We start from the raw sequence: 21395 nt of genomic DNA on the forward strand, positions 1-21395 counted from the left end.
ACTTAATAGATAGAAGAGAGCGATGACTCAAGAATTTGCGCACTTATCAGTACTGTTGAACGAAACGGTAGCAGGACTCAACATTAAGCCAGGTGGTATCTATATTGATGGCACCTTCGGACGTGGTGGGCATTCTAGAGAAGTGCTCAAGCAGTTAGGTGAAACAGGCCGCCTCATCGCAATCGATCGTGATCCGCAGGCGATTGCCGCCGCGGAGCAGTTTGCCGATGATAAACGTTTTTCTATCGTGCATGGTGGGTTTGGTCAGTTAGCGCAATATGTTAACGAGCTTAATCTTAAAGGTAAGATAGACGGCATCTTATTTGATTTTGGTGTTTCCTCCCCACAACTCGATGATGCCGAACGTGGCTTTAGCTTTCTGCGCGATGGTCCGCTCGATATGCGTATGGACAATTCACAAGGCGAAACCGCAGCACAATGGCTAGCTCGCGCCGAAATTGAAGATATGGCTTGGGTATTTAAAACCTATGGCGAAGAGAAAAACGCCCGCCATATTGCCCGTTGCATCGCCGCCGATCGTGATAAAACCCCCTTTTTACGCACCACAGAGTTAGCGGATTTGATCGCGCGTATCAGCAAGAGTAAAGAGCGTAACAAGCATCCTGCAACCCGAGTGTTTCAAGCGATCCGTATCTACATTAACAGCGAGTTAGAACAGATAGATCAAGCGCTTGAAGGCGCTTTAAGTGTACTTGCACCACAAGGGCGCTTATCGGTCATCAGCTTTCATTCGTTAGAAGATCGTATGGTAAAGCGTTTTATTCGTCGCCACAGTCAGGGAGAGTCTGTGCCTCATGGCTTACCTATTACTGAAGCTGAAATCAATAAGACCAAATTACTTAAGCCGATAGGTAAGGCGATTAAGCCGTCAGCTGAAGAGATTGAGCGCAACACCAGAGCAAGAAGTTCGGTGTTACGCATCGCTGAGCGACTCGATTATTAACCTCGCGATGGGTTTTGAGATAAGGGATTTTAGTGAGTAAAACACAGCTTAACTTGACCCGCATCGTGTTACTGGATTTATGGCATCACAAGTGGGTGCTATTGCTCGCGGTGGCCGTGTTAGCTAATGCCGTGTTGGTGGTGTACACCAGCCATGCCAGCCGTAAGTACACCAGTCAGTGGGAGCAGTTATTGCAAGAACGCGACCGCCTCGATATTGAGTGGCGTAATTTGCTGTTAGAAGAGCAGTCGCAATCTGAGCACAGCCGTGTGACTCGTATTGCGACCAAAGAATTAGAGATGATCAGGCCCTTGCCTAACGAAGAAGTGGTGATAAGAATACCGTGAAAAAACAAGCGAAACGTAAGCAAAAACCACAACTTATCCACTGGCGTCTATACGTCGTAGTGGCGTTTGTGTGTGTGTTGTTTACCAGCTTAGTGGGACGCGCGGCGTATATTCAAATTATTGAGCCAGAAAAGCTGCGCCACGAGAGTGATATGCGCACGCTACGGACCACAAGCCGCGAAGTGCACCGAGGCTTGATCACCGACCGCAACGGCGAGATGCTTGCCGTTAGTGTGCCCGTTAAGGCGGTTTATGCCGACCCTAAAGTGGTGCATGACGAAGATGGTTTTGCTGATATGCGTCGCTGGCAAGCGTTAGCCGACGTGTTGCACGAGCCTAAAAGCGAGATTCTTACGCGGGTGCAATCAAACCCAAAGCGCCGCTTTACCTACCTTAAGCGTCAAGTCACGCCTGCCGTTGCCGATTACATTAAGCAACTTAAGTTACCCGGTGTGTACTTAAAAGCCGAGTCGCGACGCTACTATCCCACCAGTGAAATTTCGGCGCAGCTGGTGGGTCTGACCAATATTGATGATATCGGTATTGAAGGCATTGAAAATACCTATAACGACTGGCTGACGGGTACGCCGACCAAGCAACAGGTGCGTAAGTCGCGCGACGGTCATGTGGTTGAACGGTTAGACACGGTGCAAATGGGTGAAAACTCTAATGATTTAGTGCTCAGTATCGATCAGCGCATTCAGCAGCTTGCCTACCGTGAGATTAAACGTACTACGGAAATCAACCAAGCGACGTCAGCCTCGATTGTGGTGCTCGATGTGCATACGGGCGAAGTATTAGCCATGGCGAATACTCCCTCTTATAACCCTAACTCTAGGGATAATCTGCAGAGTTACCGCATGCGCAATCGCGCGCTCACCGATGCCTATGAACCGGGCTCAACCATTAAGCCGTTTGTGGTCGCGGCGGCATTGGAAGCAGGCACCATTGACGTTAATCAGATTTTTAAGACTCACCCAGGACGCATTCGCATCGGTGGTAAAATTGTGCGTGATGGGCGCAACTACGGTGACATGAGCCTTGCCGATGTATTGGTGCATTCAAGCAACGTGGGCATGACCCAAATTGCGCTCTCTATGCCGGTGCAAGATCTATTGGGCTATTATCAAGCGATGGGGCTGGGCAGCTACTCTGGCATTAACCTTCCGGGTGAAAGCGCCGGACTCATTCATGATCGCCGTCGCTGGTCTGATTTTGAACGAGCGACCCTCTCTTTTGGTTATGCCTTAACGGTAACGCCGCTGCAGATAGCCAGAATGTACGCCATGCTAGGCAGTGGTGGCATCTTGTATCCTTCATCCATTCTTAAATTAAATCAGCCACCTGAAGGGCAGCGCGTGGTATCGACCGAGGTGGCCGAAAACGTAATGCAGATGCTGATAGGGGTGACCGAGCCAGGTGGCACCGCCAAGAAAGCCCATATTGATGGTTATCCGGTTGCGGGTAAAACGGGCACAGCACGTAAGGCGGTTGCTGGTGGTTATGGTGACGACTACGTGGCGTTATTCGCTGGTGTAGCTCCGGTACATAATCCTAAGTTGGCGATTGTCGTCGTGGTCAACGAACCCAAAGGCGATCGTTATTATGGCGGTGATATTGCAGCTCCAGTGTTTGCCAAAGTGATGTCAGGGGCGTTACAGATGTTGAATGTTGAGCCTATTAGTGCTTCAGACAAAGTGAGATTAGCCGGTAATGTTAGGAGAGGTGAATAATGTTACTGCGTGATGTACTGGCGCCCTGGTTTCATTTTGCGGGCCCCGAAACGATGACACATTTAAGTTTAGATAGCCGCGATATTTCGCCTGGCTGTGTCTTCGTTGCCGTGCCTGGCCACAAGGTCGATGGTCGGCAATATATTGCAGCCGCCTTTGCTAATGGTGCGAACGCCGCCATTGTGCATACCGACTCGCCAGAGTTGCACGGTCAAGTGAGCCATGAGGGCGGCTTACAGGTTTTTTTCTTTCAGCTATCGCGTCAGTTGTCTGCCTTATCGGCGCAAGTTTATCATTTGGGCGTCGAGCGTTGTAAAATCATCGGGGTGACGGGTACCAACGGCAAAACCTCGGTCACCCAATTAATTGCCCAGTTATGTGAGAGCAAGGCATGTCGCAGTGCGGTTATGGGCACTTTAGGTAATGGGATTTGGGGGCAGTTAGTCGATAGCGGCAATACCACTGCCGACCCTATTACAGTGATGCGTCAGCTGCATGAATTTAATCGCCAAGGCGCGCAGGTGTGTGCCATGGAAGTATCGAGTCATGGACTGGTACAAGGCCGTGTCGATGCGGTGCCCTTTGATGTGGCGGTATTTACTAATTTAAGCCGCGACCACCTCGATTATCACGGCACGATGGACGCCTATGGCGCTGCAAAGCAGCGGTTATTTCGTTTTGCCTCTTTGTCTCATGGGCTACTTAATATCGACGATCCTATTGGTGAGCAGTGGCTCGATGATAGCCATGGCCAACACCTTGTCGGTTACAGCGTTAACGCTCATCCTCGTGCTGCCATTTACACCACAGAGGTAAAGCAACATGCTAATGGCGTCAGTGCCACATTAGTTTGGCCAGAGGGACAAGCCCAAGTGGATAGCCCATTATTGGGCATATTTAACCTGGCCAATTTGGTCGCCGCATTAGGGGCTTTGTATCTGTGTGGTTACTCCATGGCTGAGCTGCTTAAGCATGTGGCACAGTTACAACCTGTCGCTGGGCGCATGGAGCGTTTTACGACCCAAAATGGCGTGACGTTAGTGGTGGATTATGCCCACACGCCAGATGCACTCGCCCAAGCATTAACGGCGCTTAGAGGCCATTGTCAAGGCCAGTTGTGGTGTTTGTTTGGCTGTGGTGGCGATAGGGATAAAGGCAAGCGCCCATTGATGGCACAAGCTGGCGAGGCGCATGCCGATCGGCTAATGGTCACCAGTGATAATGCCCGTAGCGAAATCCCCGAAGCTATTATTGCCGATATTATCGCCGGACTTGCTCAGCCTGAGATGGCGCTGACAAATGTTGACCGCCAGCAAGCGATTGAGCAAGTGGTGGCCAATGCCGCTCCTGGCGATCTAATTTTGCTGGCTGGTAAAGGCCATGAGGCTTATCAAGAGATAGCTGGGCGCCGCATCGATTATGATGAACGCGCCTTAGCGGCCGCGATTGCTGGGAGAGCCGTATGATCCCCTTAACCTTAACGCAATTAGCCACTCAACTCGATGGCAGATTAGTCGGTGATGACTTAACTGTAAGCAAAGTGGCTAGCGATAGCCGCGCGGTCGATGCGCAGACCTTATTTGTCGCCCTAAAAGGGGAGCGCTTCGACGGCCATGACTTTGCCGCCACAGCGGTTGATAACGGAGCCGCGGCCTTGTTAGTCGAGCGGGTGTTGCCATTACCCGTACCGCAGTTGGTCGTAGGCAATAGTCAGTTGGCGATGGGGCAGATAGGAGCCTTTGTAAAACAACACGTTGCGCCTAAGTCGTTGGCGCTGACCGGCTCTAATGGCAAGACCAGCGTCAAAGAGATGGTCGCGACGATTTTATCTCAGCAGCATCAGGTGCTTTACACCGCAGGTAACTTCAATAATGAGATTGGCGTGCCCTTAACCCTGCTGCGATTAGAGCCGCAACATGAATTTGGGGTGTTTGAATTAGGCGCTAATCATATCGGCGAGATTAATTACACTTCATCTTTAGTGCAACCGGATGTCGCTCTGGTTAATAATGTCGCCTCGGCGCACCTAGAGGGCTTTGGCTCACTCGAAGGTGTGGCTAAGGCTAAGTCTGAAATTTTCAACCATCTGGCGAAAGCTGGCGTTGCGGTGATCAATGCCGATGACGCTTTTGCGGATGTAATGCATGCTGCGGCCGCAGGTGCTGCACAGCTGACCTTTTCGATACAAGAGAGTACTGAAGCTGAGCCAGAGCTTGCTAAGCGGGCCGATGTGGTCGCTTGCGACTTACGGGCGGATGTAGTTGGGCGCTATCGCTTTGACCTGCACTATCAGCAGCAGTGTTATCCAGTGAGTTTGCCTTTGTCGGGGCGCCATCAGGTGAGCAATGCCTTAGCGGCCACCGCATGTTGTTTAGCCTTAGGGCTGTCGCTGCATGAGATTGTCGATGGTTTGCATAAATTGACGCCGGTGCAAGGCCGTATGTTGCCCACACAGCTGGGGCGCATTTTATTAGTCGATGACAGTTATAACGCCAATCCTGCCTCGGTAGGGGCGGCAATTGACTGGCTTCAAGAAATTAGCGGAAATCGCTGTTTAGTGCTGGGCGATTTAGGCGAATTAGGTGACAATGCGTCCCTTTTACATTGGCAACTTGGCGAAAAGGCCAAGTTACAGGGGATCGATGCCTTGTTCTCACTTGGAGAGCTTAGCCGAAACAGCAGTGACGCATTTTCGGGGCAACATTTTGACCATTTAGATGAGTTGGTCGTAAGTTTAATCAATTATTTTAACCAGTTAGATGGAGATGTGACTGTGTTAGTCAAAGGATCTCGCAGTGCCAAAATGGAGCGCGTGGTAGAGGCCTTAATTGCCGCCTTCGAGCGCAAGGAGTTGTATTAATGCTGGTTTATCTGGCTGAGTATCTAACCCAGTATTATTCAGGGTTTAACGTTTTTTCTTATGTGACATTTAGGGCGATCCTTGGTCTGTTGACCGCCATGCTATTTAGTTTGTGGTGGGGACCTAAGATGATTGAGCGTTTGCAGTTACTGCAAATTGGTCAAGTGGTACGTAACGATGGGCCCGAATCGCATTTTAGTAAACGCGGCACCCCGACCATGGGGGGCTTGCTGATCTTAGCGGGCGTGTTTATTAGCGTGCTGTTGTGGGGCGATCTGGGCAGCCGTTATGTGTGGGTGATGCTGTTTGTATTGGCCGCTTTCGGTCTGATTGGTTTTATTGATGACTACCGTAAAGTAGTACGTAAAGATACCAAGGGCTTGATTGCTCGTTGGAAGTATATTCTGCAATCATTAGCGGCATTAGCCATAGCATTTTATTTGTATGCCTCGGCGCAAACCGTGGGTGAAACCCAATTGGTGGTGCCGTTCTTTAAAGATGTGATGCCGCAGTTGGGTGCGCTCTTTATCGTTTTGGCTTACTTCACCATTGTTGGGTCAAGTAATGCGGTTAACTTAACCGACGGTCTCGACGGCTTGGCAGTTATGCCAACTGTGATGGTGGCGGCGGCGTTTGCTTTGATTGCTTATCTTTCAGGGCACGTGCAATTTGCCAACTATCTGCATATTCCCTATTTGCCAGGTTCTGGCGAGTTAGTCATTGTCTGCACCGCTATTGTGGGCGCGGGGTTGGGCTTCCTCTGGTTTAACACTTACCCAGCACAAGTCTTTATGGGCGATGTGGGCTCTTTGTCATTGGGCGCTGCGCTCGGAACCATTGCCGTGTTAGTACGCCAAGAGATTTTACTGGTGATCATGGGTGGTGTATTTGTGATGGAAACCGTATCGGTCATCTTGCAGGTGGGGTCGTACAAGCTGCGTGGTCAACGTATTTTCAGAATGGCACCCATTCATCATCACTATGAATTAAAAGGCTGGCCAGAACCTCGGGTTATCGTACGTTTCTGGATTATTTCGCTGTTTTTAGTGTTGCTAGGCTTAGCAACCTTAAAGTTAAGGTAAACACTCATGACGAGTTGTTATACGCACATAGTATTAGGACTGGGAGCCACAGGGCTGTCGGTGGTGCGTTATTTAACCAAACAAGGGATCAAGCCGCTGGTGATGGACAGTCGCGAGCAACCGCCTGGCCGGGAAACGCTCAGTCGTGATTTCCCGCAGGTCGAGTTGCTTACCGGCGGATTTGATTGTCGCTATTTAGTGCAAGCGAGCCAAATTGTGATTAGCCCTGGTATCCCGCTCGATACCCCAGAAATTAGGGTTGCTATCGATATGGGGATTGAGGTGGTCGGTGATGTGGAGCTATTTGCCCGAGCGATAGCCGATCGCCCTGCCTGTGTGATTGGTATCACCGGCTCAAACGGCAAGTCAACCGTCACGACACTCGTGGGAGAGATGGCAGCGAGTGCCGGGCTCGATTATGCGCTGGGCGGCAATATTGGTGTGCCGGTATTAGATCTGCTTGACCAGCAACCAGCCTTATACGTGCTGGAGCTGTCTAGTTTTCAATTAGAGACCACGCACAGCCTTAAATGTATCAGCGCAACGTGTCTCAATATCAGCGAAGATCATATGGATCGTTACGCCGATTTAGAGGCGTATCGTCAGGCCAAGTTGAGTCTATATAGTCAGACTAAGTTGGTGATTGTGAATCGCGATGACGCTCAAACCATGCCAAGCGAGCCGATGAACCTGCAAAGCTTTGGGTTATCGGCACCTAAAGGCGATGAGTGGGGGATTGAACATGGCATGTTGGTGCATGGCACCACAGAATTTGTGGCTGTAAGCGAGCTTGCCCTTGTCGGCAGCCATAACCACGCAAACTTGTTAGCCGCGATGGCGCTGGCGGACAGTGTCGGTATTCCTAAGGCGGCGATGGTGCAGGTGGCGCAGCAATTTACCGGCCTACCGCATCGTTGTGAGTTAGTGACTAAACGCAATGGCGTGATGTTTGTCAATGACTCTAAGGCGACCAATGTGGGTGCAACCTTGGCGGCATTACAAGGGTTGGCGAGTTATACCGGTGAGATATTACTGATTGCCGGAGGTGACGGTAAAGGCGCCGATTTTTCGCCGCTGATAGATGCGCTACAGGGCGTGAGCCAGTTAATCACCTTAGGCAAAGATGGCGATAAAATTGCGGCATTGTTTGACGGTGCGATTAAGGTCGATTCTATGGCGGCGGCGGTTGAGCAAGCGGCTCGCTTGGCGAGCGATGGCGACATAGTGCTGTTGTCACCAGCGTGCGCTAGCCTCGACATGTACCGTAACTTTATGGAACGTGGCGACGATTTTCGCGCGCAAGTGATGGCACTCGATACTGAGGCTGGGAATGCGTAGCGCCGAGCGCCAGCTCAACCTGTTTGGTAGTGGCATTCGTTGGTCGCTGCCCAATCTGTTTAGTCAGCGTGATGCGCCGGGCATGCAGCTGTACGATCGCTCGTTGCTGTTTGCGGTTATCGGCTTAATCTGTTTCGGTTTTATCATGGTGATGTCGGCTTCTATGCCAGAGGCGCAGACATTAACGGGTAATCCATTTCATTTTGTGTGGCGTCATGTCGCCTATATCAGCGGGTGTGTGATTATCGCCGCGGTGGTATTACGAGTTGAGATGCATCGCTGGCAGCAATTTAGCCCGATATTATTACTGCTGGTTGCAATAATGTTGGCCTTGGTGCCCATTATAGGCACCACGGTTAATGGTGCTACGCGCTGGTTATCGGTTGGACCCATTCGTATTCAGGTGGCTGAGCTTGCTAAGTTTGCCTTTGCTATTTATATGGCGGGCTATTTAGTGAGGCGTCATCAAGAGGTGCGTGAAAACGCTAAAGGGTTTTATAAACCGATTGCGGTATTCGCAGTATACGCCTCGCTAATCTTACTGCAGCCCGATTTAGGTACGGTTGTGGTGCTATTTGTTGGCACAGTAGGGTTACTGTTTTTGGCCGGGGCGAGGTTGCTCGACTTCTTCGCCTTAATCTTAACTGGTGCGGTGGCTTTTGTTGGCTTGGTACTTATCGAGCCCTATCGTATGCGGCGGATCACTTCGTTTAGGGACCCGTGGCAAGACCCTTTTGGTAGCGGCTACCAATTGACGCAATCGTTAATGGCTTATGGCCGTGGCGACTGGTTTGGTCAGGGATTAGGTAACAGTATCCAAAAATTGGAATACCTGCCCGAGGCCCATACCGACTTTATTTTTGCGGTGATTGGTGAAGAGTTAGGTTTTGTCGGCATCATTATTGTGTTGTCGGCTTTATTATTTGTGGCGCTAAGGGCGATTAAACTAGGCAATTTATGTTTGCTCAGAGACAGAGCATTTGAAGGCTATTTAGCGTATTCAATTGGTATCTGGTTTTGCTTTCAAACCGTGGTCAATGTGGGAGCCAGTATTGGCATGTTGCCGACAAAAGGCTTAACTCTGCCTTTTATTAGTTATGGCGGCAGTAGCCTTTGGGTGATGACCGCAGCCGCAATGATATTAATTAGAATTGACCATGAGCGGCGATTAAGCCTGATACAGGCAGTGCAAGGCAAGGTGAAATAATGGTCTTACAAAAACGTATTTTGATCATGGCTGGCGGCACGGGAGGGCATGTATTTCCGGCGTTAGCGGTGGCCAAACATTTGGCCAAACGAGGCTGGCAGGTGCGGTGGTTAGGCACCGCAGAGCGGATGGAAGCGCGCCTAGTGCCTCAGCACGGTTTCGATATCGACTTTATCGATATTAAAGGGGTGCGTGGTAACGGTGTGCTGCGTAAGTTAGCGGCGCCGTTTAAAATTGTGCGTTCAATTATGCAAGCTCGTGAGGTGATTAACGAATTTAGGCCTGATGTGGTATTAGGCATGGGCGGTTTTGCCAGTGGCCCAGGTGGCATTGCGGCTAGGCTAAGCGGTATTCCGCTGGTGCTGCATGAGCAAAATGCGATCCCTGGCATGACCAACAAGCTGTTGTCGCGTATCGCCAACCGCGTGCTATGTGCCTTCCATAATACTTTCGAGAGTCGCGCCGAAGTGGTGGGCAACCCCATACGCCGTGAGCTGATTAATTTAGGTCAGTGCAGGACGGGAAGCACTGACGACGCCTTGCGTGTGTTAGTCGTGGGGGGCAGTTTGGGGGCCAAAGTCTTTAACGACTTAATGCCAGCTGTGATGGCCGAGGTGAGCAAGCATCATTCGATCACTGTGTGGCATCAGGTGGGTAAAGGCAATTTGCCCAGTGTAGAAAATGACTATTTACAACGTGGCCAGTCGGGCAGTGTTAAGGTGGCCGAGTTTATTGATGATATGGAGGCTGCGTATCGCTGGGCTGATGTGGTGTTATGCCGTGCTGGCGCGCTGACGGTGTCAGAAGTGGCGGCGGTAGGCTTACCCAGTATTTTGGTGCCTTATCCCCATGCGGTAGACGATCATCAAACTAAAAATGCCCAAGTATTAGTCGAAGCGGGTGGCGCCTTTTTATTGCCGCAAACCGTATTAGATAGTGACAAATTGATCAGTAAACTGCAGATGCTGGCAAGTGATCGCAACGCCCTGAGAGAGATGGGCGAATTGGCGAAAAGTGTCGCAGTGTTAGATGCAACAGAGCGAGTGGCGGCCGTGTGCACCGCGCTGGCCAATAAGGATTCAGATGAGTAAAACCGAAGATAAATATGCCCCTTTAAGAAGCATAATTCCTGAGATGCGCCGGGTTAAACAGATCTACTTTGTTGGCATCGGTGGCGCGGGGATGGGCGGTATTGCCGAAGTGTTGCTCAATGAGGGCTACCGTTTAAGCGGATCGGATATCGCCGATAATGCGGTGACCACCCGTTTGCGTCGTTTAGGGGCAACTGTATATATCGGCCATAAGGCTGCACAAGTGCAAGGCGCCGATGTGGTGGTGGTATCCACCGCAATTGATGCGGCCAATCCTGAAATATTGGCCGCCAAAGATCTGCGCATTCCCATCGTTCGTCGGGCAGAAATGCTGGCCGAATTGATGCGCTATCGTCACGGCATTGCCGTTGCGGGTACCCATGGTAAAACCACGACTACCAGTTTAATTGCCAGTATTTATGGTCAGGCTGAGCGCGATCCGACCTTCGTCATTGGTGGCCTGCTTAATAGCGCCGGCACCAACGCACGTTTAGGTAAGAGCCGTTATTTGATAGCCGAAGCGGACGAGAGTGATGCCAGCTTCTTGCACTTGCAACCTATGGTGAGTGTGATCACCAATATCGAAGCCGATCACATGGACACCTATGGTGGTGATTTTGAGAAACTCAAATCAACCTTTATCGACTTTTTGCACAACCTGCCTTTTTACGGGGTTGCGGTGGCCTGTATTGACGATCCTGTAGTGAGAGAGTTATTGCCCCGTATCAGTCGCAAGGTGGTGACTTACGGTTTTAGCGAAGACGCCGATGTGCAGGCGCTCAATTTTGTGCAGCAAGGTTATCGTTGCAGTTTTACCGTGCGCCGTGAAGCGATGGCCGATCTGGACTTAAGCGTTAATTTGCCAGGGCAACACAATGTACTAAATGCACTGGCGGCGATTGCCGTGGCAACCGAAGATGAAATTGAAGATGAGGCCATTGTAAAAGCCTTGGCAGAGTTTCAGGGGATTGGTCGTCGTTTTCAGCAGTTGGGTGAATTTAACACTCAAACGGGTAGCGTCATGTTGGTCGATGATTATGGTCATCACCCCAGTGAAGTCGCAGCAACCATTAAGGCGGCGCGCTCTGGCTGGCCGGATAAGCGTTTAGTGATGTTGTATCAACCTCATCGTTACAGCCGTACCCGAGATTTGTATGATGACTTTGTTGATGTATTAGCCCAGGTCGACTGTTTGCTGTTACTCGATGTGTATAGTGCAGGGGAAGCGCCAGTGCCAGGTGCTGATAGCCGCGCCTTGTGTCGCTCAATTCGCCAACGTGGGCAGCTTGACCCTATTTTTGTCGCCGATCCACAGCAGCTAGAAGCAATTTTACCTGGCGTGTTACAAGATGGCGATCTGTTACTGACCCAAGGGGCTGGCAATATTGGGGCAATTAGCCGTCAACTGGCCGATGCCAATTTGTTATTTGAACAGGTGAAGTCGTGATGGTGTTATCGCTGTCACGATAGGCCGACGATGAAGCTTTTGACGCTATGGTTGAGGTCGTTATAATGCCCGGTTATTTATTACAGTACATGTGTGACACTTTGAGTGTTTTATGTACTAAAAATAGTGTGTTAGGACGGTAAATCGTGTCCTGGAACGAGCGGCTTAATCGTGGGCGAAAGCGACTATTACGGGTCGATTGGTATCTGTGCCTTGGATTGATCTTTCTGTTTCTAGTGTTCAGTGGCTTGTTCATGGGGGCTTGGAAGTTAAACCTAGTGCTCAACGATGCCGATGCTTTGCCTATCGAAGCGGTGGCGGTAAAAGGTGATAGGCAATTTACCAGTGACGCAGAGATCCAAGCGGCCCTGAAAGATTTGATGCAGCGCAGCTTTTTTTCGGCTGATGTGAATCAGGTACAACAGGCGTTAGAAAATTTGCCTTGGGTGTATCAAGCATCGGTGCGACGTGAGTGGCCAGCAAAGCTCAAGGTGTATCTGATAGAGCAGAAAGCTGTCGCTCATTGGAATGAAACCGATTGGGTCAATGAGCAAGGGCAAGTATTTGTGGCGCCAATGAAGCCAGGGGTAGGTGAACTACCGAGTTTAGTTGGCCCAAACGATCAGGCGATGTCGGTTTTAACCCACTATCGTCAGATTGGTGAGTTATTAACCATAAATGGGTTTAAATTAACCCATTTAGAATTGAGTCCTCGGCATGCTTGGCTGGGCGTTTTAGACAGCGGCATAGAGTTAAATTTAGGACGAGAAGATAAAATGGCGCGGGTTCAACGGTTTATCGATGTGTACCCCACATTAGTAAACCAAGATAAACCCGTTGCCAGAGTGGATTTGCGCTACGATACCGGATTGGCCGTAGGTTGGGATAATGCACAAGATGAGAGCCATTAATTAATGACCAAGAATCAAGATAGAAATCTGATCGTTGGATTGGACATAGGGACATCAAAGGTCGCAGTGATCATTGGCGAGGTGTTACCTGATGGAGAGATCAGCGTGGTTGGCTTAGGCAGTCATCCCTCTCGCGGCATGGATAAAGGCGGCGTGAATGATCTTGACTCTGTGGTGCGCAGTGTTCAGCGTGCATTAGATCAGGCAGAACTCATGGCCGACTGCCAAGTGGCCTCTGTCTATTTAGGCATTTCGGGTAAGCATATCCAATGCCAAAACGAAAATGGCATGGTCTCGATTAATGACGAAGAAGTCACCCAAGAAGATGTCGATAACGTTATCCATACGGCGCGCTCAGTCAAGATCCCAACTGAGCGCCGTATTTTGCATGTGTTACCGCAAGAATATGCGATTGATGTGCAAGATGGTATTAAGAGCCCTATCGGTATGTCGGGTATGCGCATGGAAGCTAAGGTGCATATCGTCACCTGTGCAAACGACATGGCAAAAAATATCACTAAGAGTGTCGAACGTTGCGGTTTAAAGGTTGATGATCTGGTGTTTTCCGCTATCGCTTCGGCAGATTCAGTGCTGACAGATGATGAAAAAGATCTGGGTGTGTGTTTGGTCGATATGGGCGGCGGTACTACCGATATCACTATCTATACCAATGGTGCACTGCGTCATTGTGCGGTAGTGCCAGTGGCGGGTAATCAGGTGACCAATGATATCGCCAAAATATTCCGTACGCCTTTGTCTCATGCCGAGCAGATCAAAGTGCAGTATGCCAGCGCGCGTAGTTCTATGGTCAGCCGTGAAGACAGCATCGAGGTGCCATCGGTTGGTGGGCGTCCATCACGCACTATGTCGCGTCATACCTTGGCTGAGGTGGTTGAGCCTAGGTATCAAGAGTTGTTTGAGCTAGTCCGTAAAGAATTAAGAGACTGTGGCATGGAAGATCAAGTCGCCGCAGGGATTGTATTAACTGGCGGCACGGCATCGATTGAAGGTGCTGTGGATGTGGCTGAAGCCACCTTTGGTATGCCAGTGCGAGTGGCTGAGCCATTAGCGGTAAAAGGGTTATTTGAATATGTAAATCAACCCATCTACTCCACGGGAGTTGGGTTGTTGCATTACGGCGCAAGAAGGGTGATCGAACGTCAGTTTGAGCGTCCAGAGCGTCAAGGGGTAACCAGCCTTTGGAATCGAGTCCAAAGCTGGTTTAAAGGCGAGTTTTAAATTAATAACGCAGACTAAACGGAGAGAATACCATGTTTGAAATCATGGATAGTCATTCAGACGAGGCGGTGATTAAAGTCATCGGCGTCGGTGGAGGTGGCGGCAATGCCGTCGAACATATGGTCAAGCACAACATCGAAGGTGTTGAGTTTGTTGCCACAAATACAGATGCTCAGGCGTTACGTAAGTCTGCGGCTGGCACAACGATCCAACTGGGTCGTGACGTAACTAAGGGACTTGGTGCCGGGGCAAACCCTGAAATCGGTCGTTTAGCGGCAGAAGAAGATAGAGAAAATATCCGCAATGCAATTAAAGGCTCTGACATGATCTTTATTGCAGCGGGTATGGGTGGTGGTACGGGGACTGGCGCAGCCCCTGTGGTTGCCGAGATCGCTCGTGAAGAAGGGATACTTACCGTTGCGGTTGTGACCAAGCCATTTCCTTTTGAAGGTAAAAAGCGCATGGCTTATGCCGACCAAGGTATCGAAATGCTTGCAAAGCATGTCGACTCTTTAATCACCATTCCAAACGAGAAATTGCTTAAAGTATTGGGTCGCGGCACCTCTTTACTCGACGCATTTGCCGCAGCAAACAACGTACTGCTTGGTGCGGTGCAAGGTATTGCTGAGCTGATTACTCGCCCTGGCCTTATTAACGTGGATTTCGCGGATGTTAAAACCGTGATGTCGGAGATGGGTAATGCCATGATGGGCACTGGCGTGGCAAGTGGTGAAGACCGTGCTGAAGAAGCCGCTGAAGCTGCTGTGGCTAGTCCATTACTAGAAGATATCGATCTTGCTGGCGCGCGTGGTGTATTGGTTAACATCACCGCTGGCATGGATATGAGTATCGAAGAGTTCGAAACTGTGGGTAACCATGTTAAGGCTTATGCATCAGATAACGCGACTGTGGTTGTGGGGGCGGTTATCGATCCAGAAATGAGCGATGAGCTTCGTGTGACTGTTGTTGCCACAGGTATTGGTGCCGAGAAGAAACCAGACATTCAGCTGGTATCAAAGCCTGCTCCACGTCCAGAGCAAGTGACTCCCACCGAGGTTAAGGTAGAATTACCTGTTGAAGACGCGATGCAACCTATGGCCGGCGGTGGTGGTAATGTCATGCCTGTGCACAAAGTTGAATCGATAAATCAGCCTAAGAACGATCTTGATTATTTAGATATTCCGGCTTTTTTGCGCAAACAAGCTGATTAATCTGTTGTGTTAAGCTGGGCGTGTGGTGGTTATTAGCAAATAACGCACACTGTGACTTGATGAGTAAATTTTTGTGAATTTATGAAGGTTATGCTATCATGTCCGACCTGCTGCGCCTATGCGTGCTGTTTTGTTGTGCAAAAAATTTATTGCTTTGGTTGAGATATAACGGGTAAAAACATGATTTTTCAAAGAACTGTTAAAGAGATGGTTAAGACCACCGGTGTCGGATTGCATTCCGGTAATAAGGTGACTTTGACGATCAAACCCGCACCAGTCAACACCGGGATCGTCTTGGTTCGTACCGACTTAACCCCTAACGTTGCGATAGCGGCGAAAGCGGAACAAGTGCGCGAAACGACCATGTGTACGGCGCTGGTCAATGATGATGGTGTTCGTATTTCAACGATTGAGCATCTATTCGCCGCATTAGCGGGACTTGGGATCGACAATGCCGTCATTGAAGTCGACGCTCCCGAGATTCCGATCATGGATGGCAGTGCTAGTCCATGGGTTTTCTTGCTGCAATCAGTGGGAATACAGGAACAAGCAGCAGCAAAGAAATATTTAAGAATCAAGCGTCCCGTACGTGTTGAAGATGGTGATAAATGGGCTGAGTTACGTCCATATAAAGGTTTTAGAGTCGATTTTGCTATCGATTTCGATCACCCTGAAATCGCCAGAAGCCAGCAACATGTGGTGATGGATTTTTCTTCATCCGCCTTTGTTCGTGATATTAGCCGCGCAAGAACCTTTGGGTTTATGCGTGATATCGAATATCTACGGGCGAACAACCTAGCATTAGGTGGCAGCATGGAGAACGCCGTTGTGCTTGACGAATATCGCGTCCTCAACCCCGATGGTCTGCGTTATGAGGATGAGTTTGTTAAGCATAAGATACTCGATGCGTTTGGCGATCTCTATGTAGCCGGTCATGCAATTGTGGGTGAGTTTTGTGCCTACAAGACAGGGCATGCACTGAATAATCAATTGGTGCGTGCGCTGCTAGCTGAGCAAGATGCTTGGGAGCTTGTGAGTTTCGAGAAAGAAGAAGAGGCGCCAGTGAGCTTTGCGGTACCAAGTGGCGCCACCTTCGCCTAACTCGATATTAAGATTGCCTTGAACGGCTGGCTAAAGCAGCCAGCCGTTTTAGTTTTACGCCTAGTGAACCTTCGGTATGATCGGCTAAGGCTTGTATATGGGCAGCTGCAGTTTCGCTAATCTGGTTGTGAGCTGGCTTTGATTTTGTTTCATACAAGTTCAAGCCCGGGTTGACTTTAACCTCGATAGCGGACAGCATGGGGAGCGTTTCGGCTCGTAACTGCTGTAACATTTTGGGTTTTTGAAAGTTAATTCTGGCGGCCCATGCAGAAGTCGTGGTTTCGATAACAAGAACACCTTGACGGAAATTGGCAACTTTAAGTTGCTCCGTGACAGGACCTGTCATCACCTGTTTCACATAGTGATCCAAGTGAAGTAACAGTTCTGCTTTTTCAGCAAGTGAAGGTAACTGACCTTGTTGATGTAGTAACTGGCTGAGATCCTGCGGGGGCTTTTTCATTTCATCACATAATAAAATGGCTTAATGAGGCTATGAGTGTAACAGTTTTTATTCAAGGTCGAAATGGTGCCACGCGCTGGCAACCAGGCAAGCGTTGGCTATTACTCCCTATCTTGCTCATTGCAGCAGGTACAGGGCTATACCAACATCATGCAAAACAAATTGTGCAGCAACAAAACAACGTTGATAACGAACGTGTTGCTCGAGAAGAACAGCTGCATCAACTCATCGAGTTAAAAGGTGCAACAGAATCGCAGTTGGCGATGCTGGTGACTCATGTCGCCCGCATGCAGGCCAAAGTGACTCGGTTAGAGGCGCTGGGGCAACAAGTTGCCAAAGATTACAAACTCGAAGATCAATTCGATTTCTCTTCAGAAGTCGGTGTCGGCGGCCTAAGTGAACTAGGTAGCAACATCGAACTCGATCAGCTTATCCAAGATATGGATAGGCTAGTCTATCGCATAGATAATAATAATGTTCAATTATCACTACTTGAAACAGTGACATCTAATCTCCATATAGATGATGAGCGTTATATCTCGGGACGTCCCATCCAAAAAGGCTGGTTATCATCCCACTATGGTTTACGTAATGACCCTTTTAATGGCAGAAGAACGATGCATAAAGGTATCGACTTTGCCGGTAAAGAGGGGGCCGACGTTGTGGCAACCGCTGGCGGTGTCGTAACGTGGTCAGGCAGTATGTTTGGTTATGGTGAGTTAGTCGAAATTGACCATGGTAATGGTCTGCGCACTCGCTATGGGCATAATAAGTCATTGTCAGTAGCTGTAGGTGATGTGGTCGCTAAAGGCGAGAGTATTGCGCAAATGGGCAGTACGGGTCGTTCGACGGGTCCGCATGTGCATTATGAAGTGTTGCGAAATGGGCAGCAGATAGATCCCAAAAAATATGTCTACCGCAAGGCAGGTTAAATTAAAAATAGGCTTCCAGTTTCGATAGAGACTAAGCCAATAACATAAAAGTGGTTCAGATGTTTGGTAAATTACTGACAAAAATATTTGGTAGTCGTAACGATCGTACCCTTAAAGCGCTTAATAAGGTCGTCATTAAAATTAATGCGCTTGAGGCCGATTTCGAGAAGCTCTCCGATGAAGAGTTGAAGGCAAAAACCGCCGAGTTTAAGGCGCGCTTAGCCGCAGGTGAGACTCTCGATGATGTGCTACCTGAAGCGTTTGCCGTTGTGCGAGAAGCCTCTAAACGTGTTTTTGATATGCGTCATTTCGATGTGCAATTGCTCGGTGGTATGGTGCTCGACAGTAACCGCATTGCAGAGATGCGTACCGGTGAAGGTAAAACGTTAACCGCTACCTTGCCAGCTTACCTGAACGCACTTACGGGGAAAGGCGTGCACGTTATCACAGTGAACGATTACTTGGCCCGCCGCGATGCCGAAAATAACCGCCCTCTTTTTGAATTCCTTGGCATGACTGTTGGCATTAACGTTGCTGGCTTGGGTCAAGTTGAGAAGAAGATGGCTTACGATGCTGATATTACCTATGGTACCAACAACGAGTTTGGCTTCGACTACCTGCGCGATAACATGGCGTTTTCACCAGCCGAACGCGTACAGCGTCCATTACATTACGCATTGATCGATGAAGTTGACTCGATCCTTATCGATGAAGCGCGTACGCCATTGATTATTTCTGGTGCTGCTGAAGACAGCTCTGAGCTTTATAAAAAGATCGACACCTTAATTCCTCATCTTATTCGTCAAGAGAAAGAAGATACTGAAGAGGAGGTCGGTGAGGGCGATTATTCTGTCGATGAAAAAGCCAAACAAGTTCATTTAACCGAACGCGGCCAAGAGAAAGTAGAAGTGCTGCTTACCGAGCGCGGTATGCTTGCTGAGGGGGATTCACTCTACTCTGCTGCTAATATTTCTTTATTGCATCATGTGAATGCTGCGCTACGTGCACACACACTATTTGAAAAAGATGTTGACTACATAGTGCAAGACAATGAGGTGATCATTGTCGATGAGCATACGGGTCGTACCATGCCTGGGCGTCGTTGGTCTGAAGGCCTGCATCAGGCTGTCGAAGCTAAAGAAGGCGTGCATATTCAAAATGAAAACCAAACGCTGGCATCTATCACCTTCCAGAACTTCTTCCGTCAGTATGAAAAACTGGCAGGTATGACGGGTACTGCAGATACTGAAGCGTTTGAGTTCCAGCATATTTACGGTCTCGACACCGTGGTGATCCCTACCAACCGTCCTATGGTGCGTAAAGATCATCCCGATTTAGTCTACTTAACTGCGGCCGAAAAATATGATGCGATAATCAAAGACATCATAGATTGTCGTGAGCGCGGACAGCCTGTATTGGTCGGTACTGTGTCGATTGAGCAATCTGAGTTGCTACACAACTTGTTAAAGAAAGCCAAAATCCCACACGAAGTACTCAACGCTAAGTTCCATGAGCGTGAAGCTGACATTGTGGCGCAAGCTGGCCGCAAAGGTGCCGTTACTATTGCCACAAACATGGCCGGTCGTGGTACCGATATCGTGCTGGGTGGTAACTGGAATATGGAGATTGAAGCGCTCGACAATCCAACGCCAGAGCAAAAAGCCAAAATTAAGGCCGATTGGCAAATTCGACACGATGAAGTGGTTGCGGCCGGCGGTTTACATATTCTGGGTACCGAACGCCATGAGTCGCGTCGTATCGATAACCAGCTGCGTGGTCGTTCTGGTCGTCAGGGTGACGCGGGTTCTTCACGTTTCTATCTGTCGATGGAAGATAGTTTAATGCGTATATTCGCTTCAGATCGGGTTGCTTCAATGATGAAGAAACTGGGTATGGAAAAAGGCGAAGCGATTGAGCACCCATGGGTATCACGTGCGATTGAAAATGCACAACGTAAAGTAGAAGCACGTAACTTCGATATCCGTAAACAACTACTCGAATTCGATGACGTTGCCAATGATCAACGCCAGGTGGTTTACGCGCAGCGTAATGAATTGATGGATGCCGACAGTATTAAAGATACTATCGTCAATATTCAAGCCGATGTGGTCAATGCACTTATCGATCAATATATTCCACCTCAGTCGGTCGAAGAGTTATGGGATGTTGCTGGTCTTGAAACGCGCCTTGAGCAAGAGTATGGCTTAAAGATGCCAGTGCAAGAGTGGTTAGATAAAGAAGGCGATCTGCACGAAGAAACGCTACGCGAGCGTATCGTCGATACTTGGGTGAAAGCTTATCAAGCTAAAGAAGAGATGGTCGGTGCTCAGGTGCTACGTCAATTCGAGAAAGCGGTCATGCTGCAAACACTCGATGGCCTATGGAAGGAGCACTTAGCTGCAATGGATCATTTGCGTCAAGGTATTCACTTACGTGGTTATGCGCAGAAGAACCCGAAGCAAGAGTATAAGCGAGAATCGTTTGAGCTGTTCCAGCAGATGCTCGATACCTTAAAGCATGATGTGATAAGTGTACTGTCAAAGGTACAAGTGCAAGCACAATCTGATGTTGAAGAGATGGAAGAGCGTCGTCGTCAAGAAGAAGCGAAAATCCGTCGCGATTATCAACACGCAGAGGCTGAAGCATTGGTTGGCGGCGAAGAAGCCCAAGCACTTGCTGCTACACAGCCTGTCGTACGCGAAGGTGAAAAGGTGGGGCGTAACGACCCCTGTCCTTGTGGATCGGGTCGCAAATACAAACAGTGCCACGGCAAATTAAGCTAATTTTGCCAGCCTAGTTAAAAGCCATCCTTAGGGATGGCTTTTTTGATCTTACCCCACTCGCGCTTTGTTTAACGATAATAATGCGGCTTTACACAAAGTAGAGGGTAATAACACACCACTTTGCATGTATTAACTAATAGTGTGCATTAATCAAAGGCTATAAACCTTTAAATAGATATCGCTCTCTATGTTGGCCTACCCCTATAAAGAATGACTGCATAGACCAAGTCAGTACAATGAACCACTGATAAGGTAGAGCTATCACTACTAACTCCTGAGTGGATGAGCCTGTAACCCAGTCACTTCATCGCAATAAAGAGTGTGATTTTTAATCGCTCAAGTCTGTTCTGTGGATAAAGCTGGGGGTAATAGGTGTGTATTTTGTGGCTATCTAAAAAGATTGCAAAAATTGTCATTTTTCTTCAAAAACAGCTTGCGCCCCCAAGATAACTCCCTATAATGCGCAACCACTGACACGGCGAAGCTCGCAGAGATAAGTCGTAAAGCACTAAGTAACCTGGTTAAACACCTAGCTTACAGGGTGGTCAGGCACTGAAAAGTGCCGCATCAAAAAGTTTTCAAAAACTGCTTGACGCGAACCAAGGATTGCGTAGAATACGCAGCCCTAGCCACTTGGAACTACCGAGATGTGCTAACGCTCTTTAACAATTTATCAAGTAATCTGTGTG

17 protein-coding genes are annotated in these 21395 nt (G+C 49.0%); 16 read left to right on the forward strand and 1 reads right to left on the reverse strand.

Features of this window, described 5'->3' with window-relative positions:
• Positions 1 to 22: 22 nt before the first annotated feature.
• The 14 genes from rsmH (at position 23) to lpxC (ending at position 16531) form a co-directional block, all read left to right on the forward strand.
• Positions 23 to 964, forward strand: a complete 942-nt coding sequence (gene rsmH, locus DVO77_RS12750) for a 16S rRNA (cytosine(1402)-N(4))-methyltransferase RsmH (RefSeq protein WP_110457562.1) — start codon at positions 23 to 25, stop codon at positions 962 to 964.
• 32 nt (positions 965 to 996) lie between these two features.
• Positions 997 to 1311, forward strand: a complete 315-nt coding sequence (gene ftsL / locus DVO77_RS12755; protein WP_110457561.1) for a cell division protein FtsL — start codon at positions 997 to 999, stop codon at positions 1309 to 1311.
• On the forward strand, positions 1308 to 3044 hold the full coding sequence (locus DVO77_RS12760; protein ID WP_119978609.1) for a peptidoglycan D,D-transpeptidase FtsI family protein: 1737 nt from the start codon (positions 1308 to 1310) through the stop codon (positions 3042 to 3044). Before ftsL ends, DVO77_RS12760 begins: the two co-directional genes overlap by 4 nt.
• Positions 3041 to 4510, forward strand: coding sequence for a UDP-N-acetylmuramoyl-L-alanyl-D-glutamate--2,6-diaminopimelate ligase (gene murE / locus DVO77_RS12765; RefSeq protein WP_162924192.1), 1470 nt, complete (start codon positions 3041 to 3043; stop codon positions 4508 to 4510). Before DVO77_RS12760 ends, murE begins: the two co-directional genes overlap by 4 nt.
• Complete coding sequence (locus tag DVO77_RS12770) at positions 4507 to 5904, forward strand: UDP-N-acetylmuramoyl-tripeptide--D-alanyl-D-alanine ligase (protein ID WP_119978611.1); 1398 nt, start codon at positions 4507 to 4509, stop codon at positions 5902 to 5904. The genes murE and DVO77_RS12770 overlap by 4 nt, the downstream gene beginning before the upstream one ends.
• Positions 5904 to 6986: a phospho-N-acetylmuramoyl-pentapeptide-transferase gene (mraY, locus tag DVO77_RS12775; RefSeq protein ID WP_119978612.1), complete on the forward strand. Its 1083-nt coding sequence runs from the start codon at positions 5904 to 5906 to the stop codon at positions 6984 to 6986. Before DVO77_RS12770 ends, mraY begins: the two co-directional genes overlap by 1 nt.
• A gap of 6 nt (positions 6987 to 6992) precedes the next feature.
• A complete protein-coding gene (gene murD, locus DVO77_RS12780; RefSeq protein ID WP_119978613.1) occupies positions 6993 to 8324 on the forward strand; it encodes a UDP-N-acetylmuramoyl-L-alanine--D-glutamate ligase in 1332 nt (443 codons plus the stop codon).
• Complete coding sequence (gene ftsW, locus DVO77_RS12785; protein ID WP_110457555.1) at positions 8317 to 9531, forward strand: cell division protein FtsW; 1215 nt, start codon at positions 8317 to 8319, stop codon at positions 9529 to 9531. The genes murD and ftsW overlap by 8 nt, the downstream gene beginning before the upstream one ends.
• Complete coding sequence (gene murG / locus DVO77_RS12790; protein ID WP_119978614.1) at positions 9531 to 10622, forward strand: undecaprenyldiphospho-muramoylpentapeptide beta-N-acetylglucosaminyltransferase; 1092 nt, start codon at positions 9531 to 9533, stop codon at positions 10620 to 10622. The genes ftsW and murG overlap by 1 nt, the downstream gene beginning before the upstream one ends.
• Complete coding sequence (murC, locus tag DVO77_RS12795) at positions 10615 to 12069, forward strand: UDP-N-acetylmuramate--L-alanine ligase (protein WP_119978615.1); 1455 nt, start codon at positions 10615 to 10617, stop codon at positions 12067 to 12069. Before murG ends, murC begins: the two co-directional genes overlap by 8 nt.
• A gap of 146 nt (positions 12070 to 12215) precedes the next feature.
• On the forward strand, positions 12216 to 12980 hold the full coding sequence (locus tag DVO77_RS12800) for a cell division protein FtsQ/DivIB (RefSeq protein WP_110457552.1): 765 nt from the start codon (positions 12216 to 12218) through the stop codon (positions 12978 to 12980).
• A 3-nt stretch (positions 12981 to 12983) separates the two neighbouring features.
• The gene (gene ftsA, locus DVO77_RS12805) at positions 12984 to 14219 is read left to right on the forward strand and encodes a cell division protein FtsA (protein ID WP_110457551.1); all 1236 of its coding nucleotides are present in this window, start codon (positions 12984 to 12986) and stop codon (positions 14217 to 14219) included.
• A 32-nt stretch (positions 14220 to 14251) separates the two neighbouring features.
• Positions 14252 to 15430 (forward strand): cell division protein FtsZ, encoded by a 1179-nt coding sequence (gene ftsZ / locus DVO77_RS12810; protein ID WP_119978616.1) that lies wholly within the window; start codon positions 14252 to 14254, stop codon positions 15428 to 15430.
• Positions 15431 to 15610: 180 nt separating this feature from the next.
• Positions 15611 to 16531 carry a UDP-3-O-acyl-N-acetylglucosamine deacetylase gene (lpxC, locus tag DVO77_RS12815; RefSeq protein WP_110457549.1) on the forward strand — a complete coding sequence of 307 codons (921 nt, stop codon included), beginning with the start codon at positions 15611 to 15613 and terminating at the stop codon, positions 16529 to 16531.
• A gap of 7 nt (positions 16532 to 16538) precedes the next feature.
• Here the strand turns inward: lpxC and DVO77_RS12820 are convergent, their stop codons facing one another.
• A complete protein-coding gene (locus tag DVO77_RS12820; RefSeq protein WP_119978617.1) occupies positions 16539 to 16991 on the reverse strand; it encodes a DUF721 domain-containing protein in 453 nt (150 codons plus the stop codon).
• A gap of 32 nt (positions 16992 to 17023) precedes the next feature.
• Between DVO77_RS12820 and DVO77_RS12825 the strand changes: the two genes are divergently transcribed.
• Both DVO77_RS12825 and secA read left to right on the forward strand, forming a co-directional pair.
• Positions 17024 to 17923 (forward strand): M23 family metallopeptidase, encoded by a 900-nt coding sequence (locus DVO77_RS12825; protein ID WP_110457547.1) that lies wholly within the window; start codon positions 17024 to 17026, stop codon positions 17921 to 17923.
• 59 nt (positions 17924 to 17982) lie between these two features.
• Complete coding sequence (secA, locus tag DVO77_RS12830) at positions 17983 to 20706, forward strand: preprotein translocase subunit SecA (protein ID WP_119978618.1); 2724 nt, start codon at positions 17983 to 17985, stop codon at positions 20704 to 20706.
• The last annotated feature ends 689 nt before the right edge of the window (positions 20707 to 21395 follow it).

Source organism: Shewanella algidipiscicola, assembly GCF_003605125.1.
Taxonomy (GTDB): Bacteria; Pseudomonadota; Gammaproteobacteria; order Enterobacterales; family Shewanellaceae; genus Shewanella; species Shewanella algidipiscicola.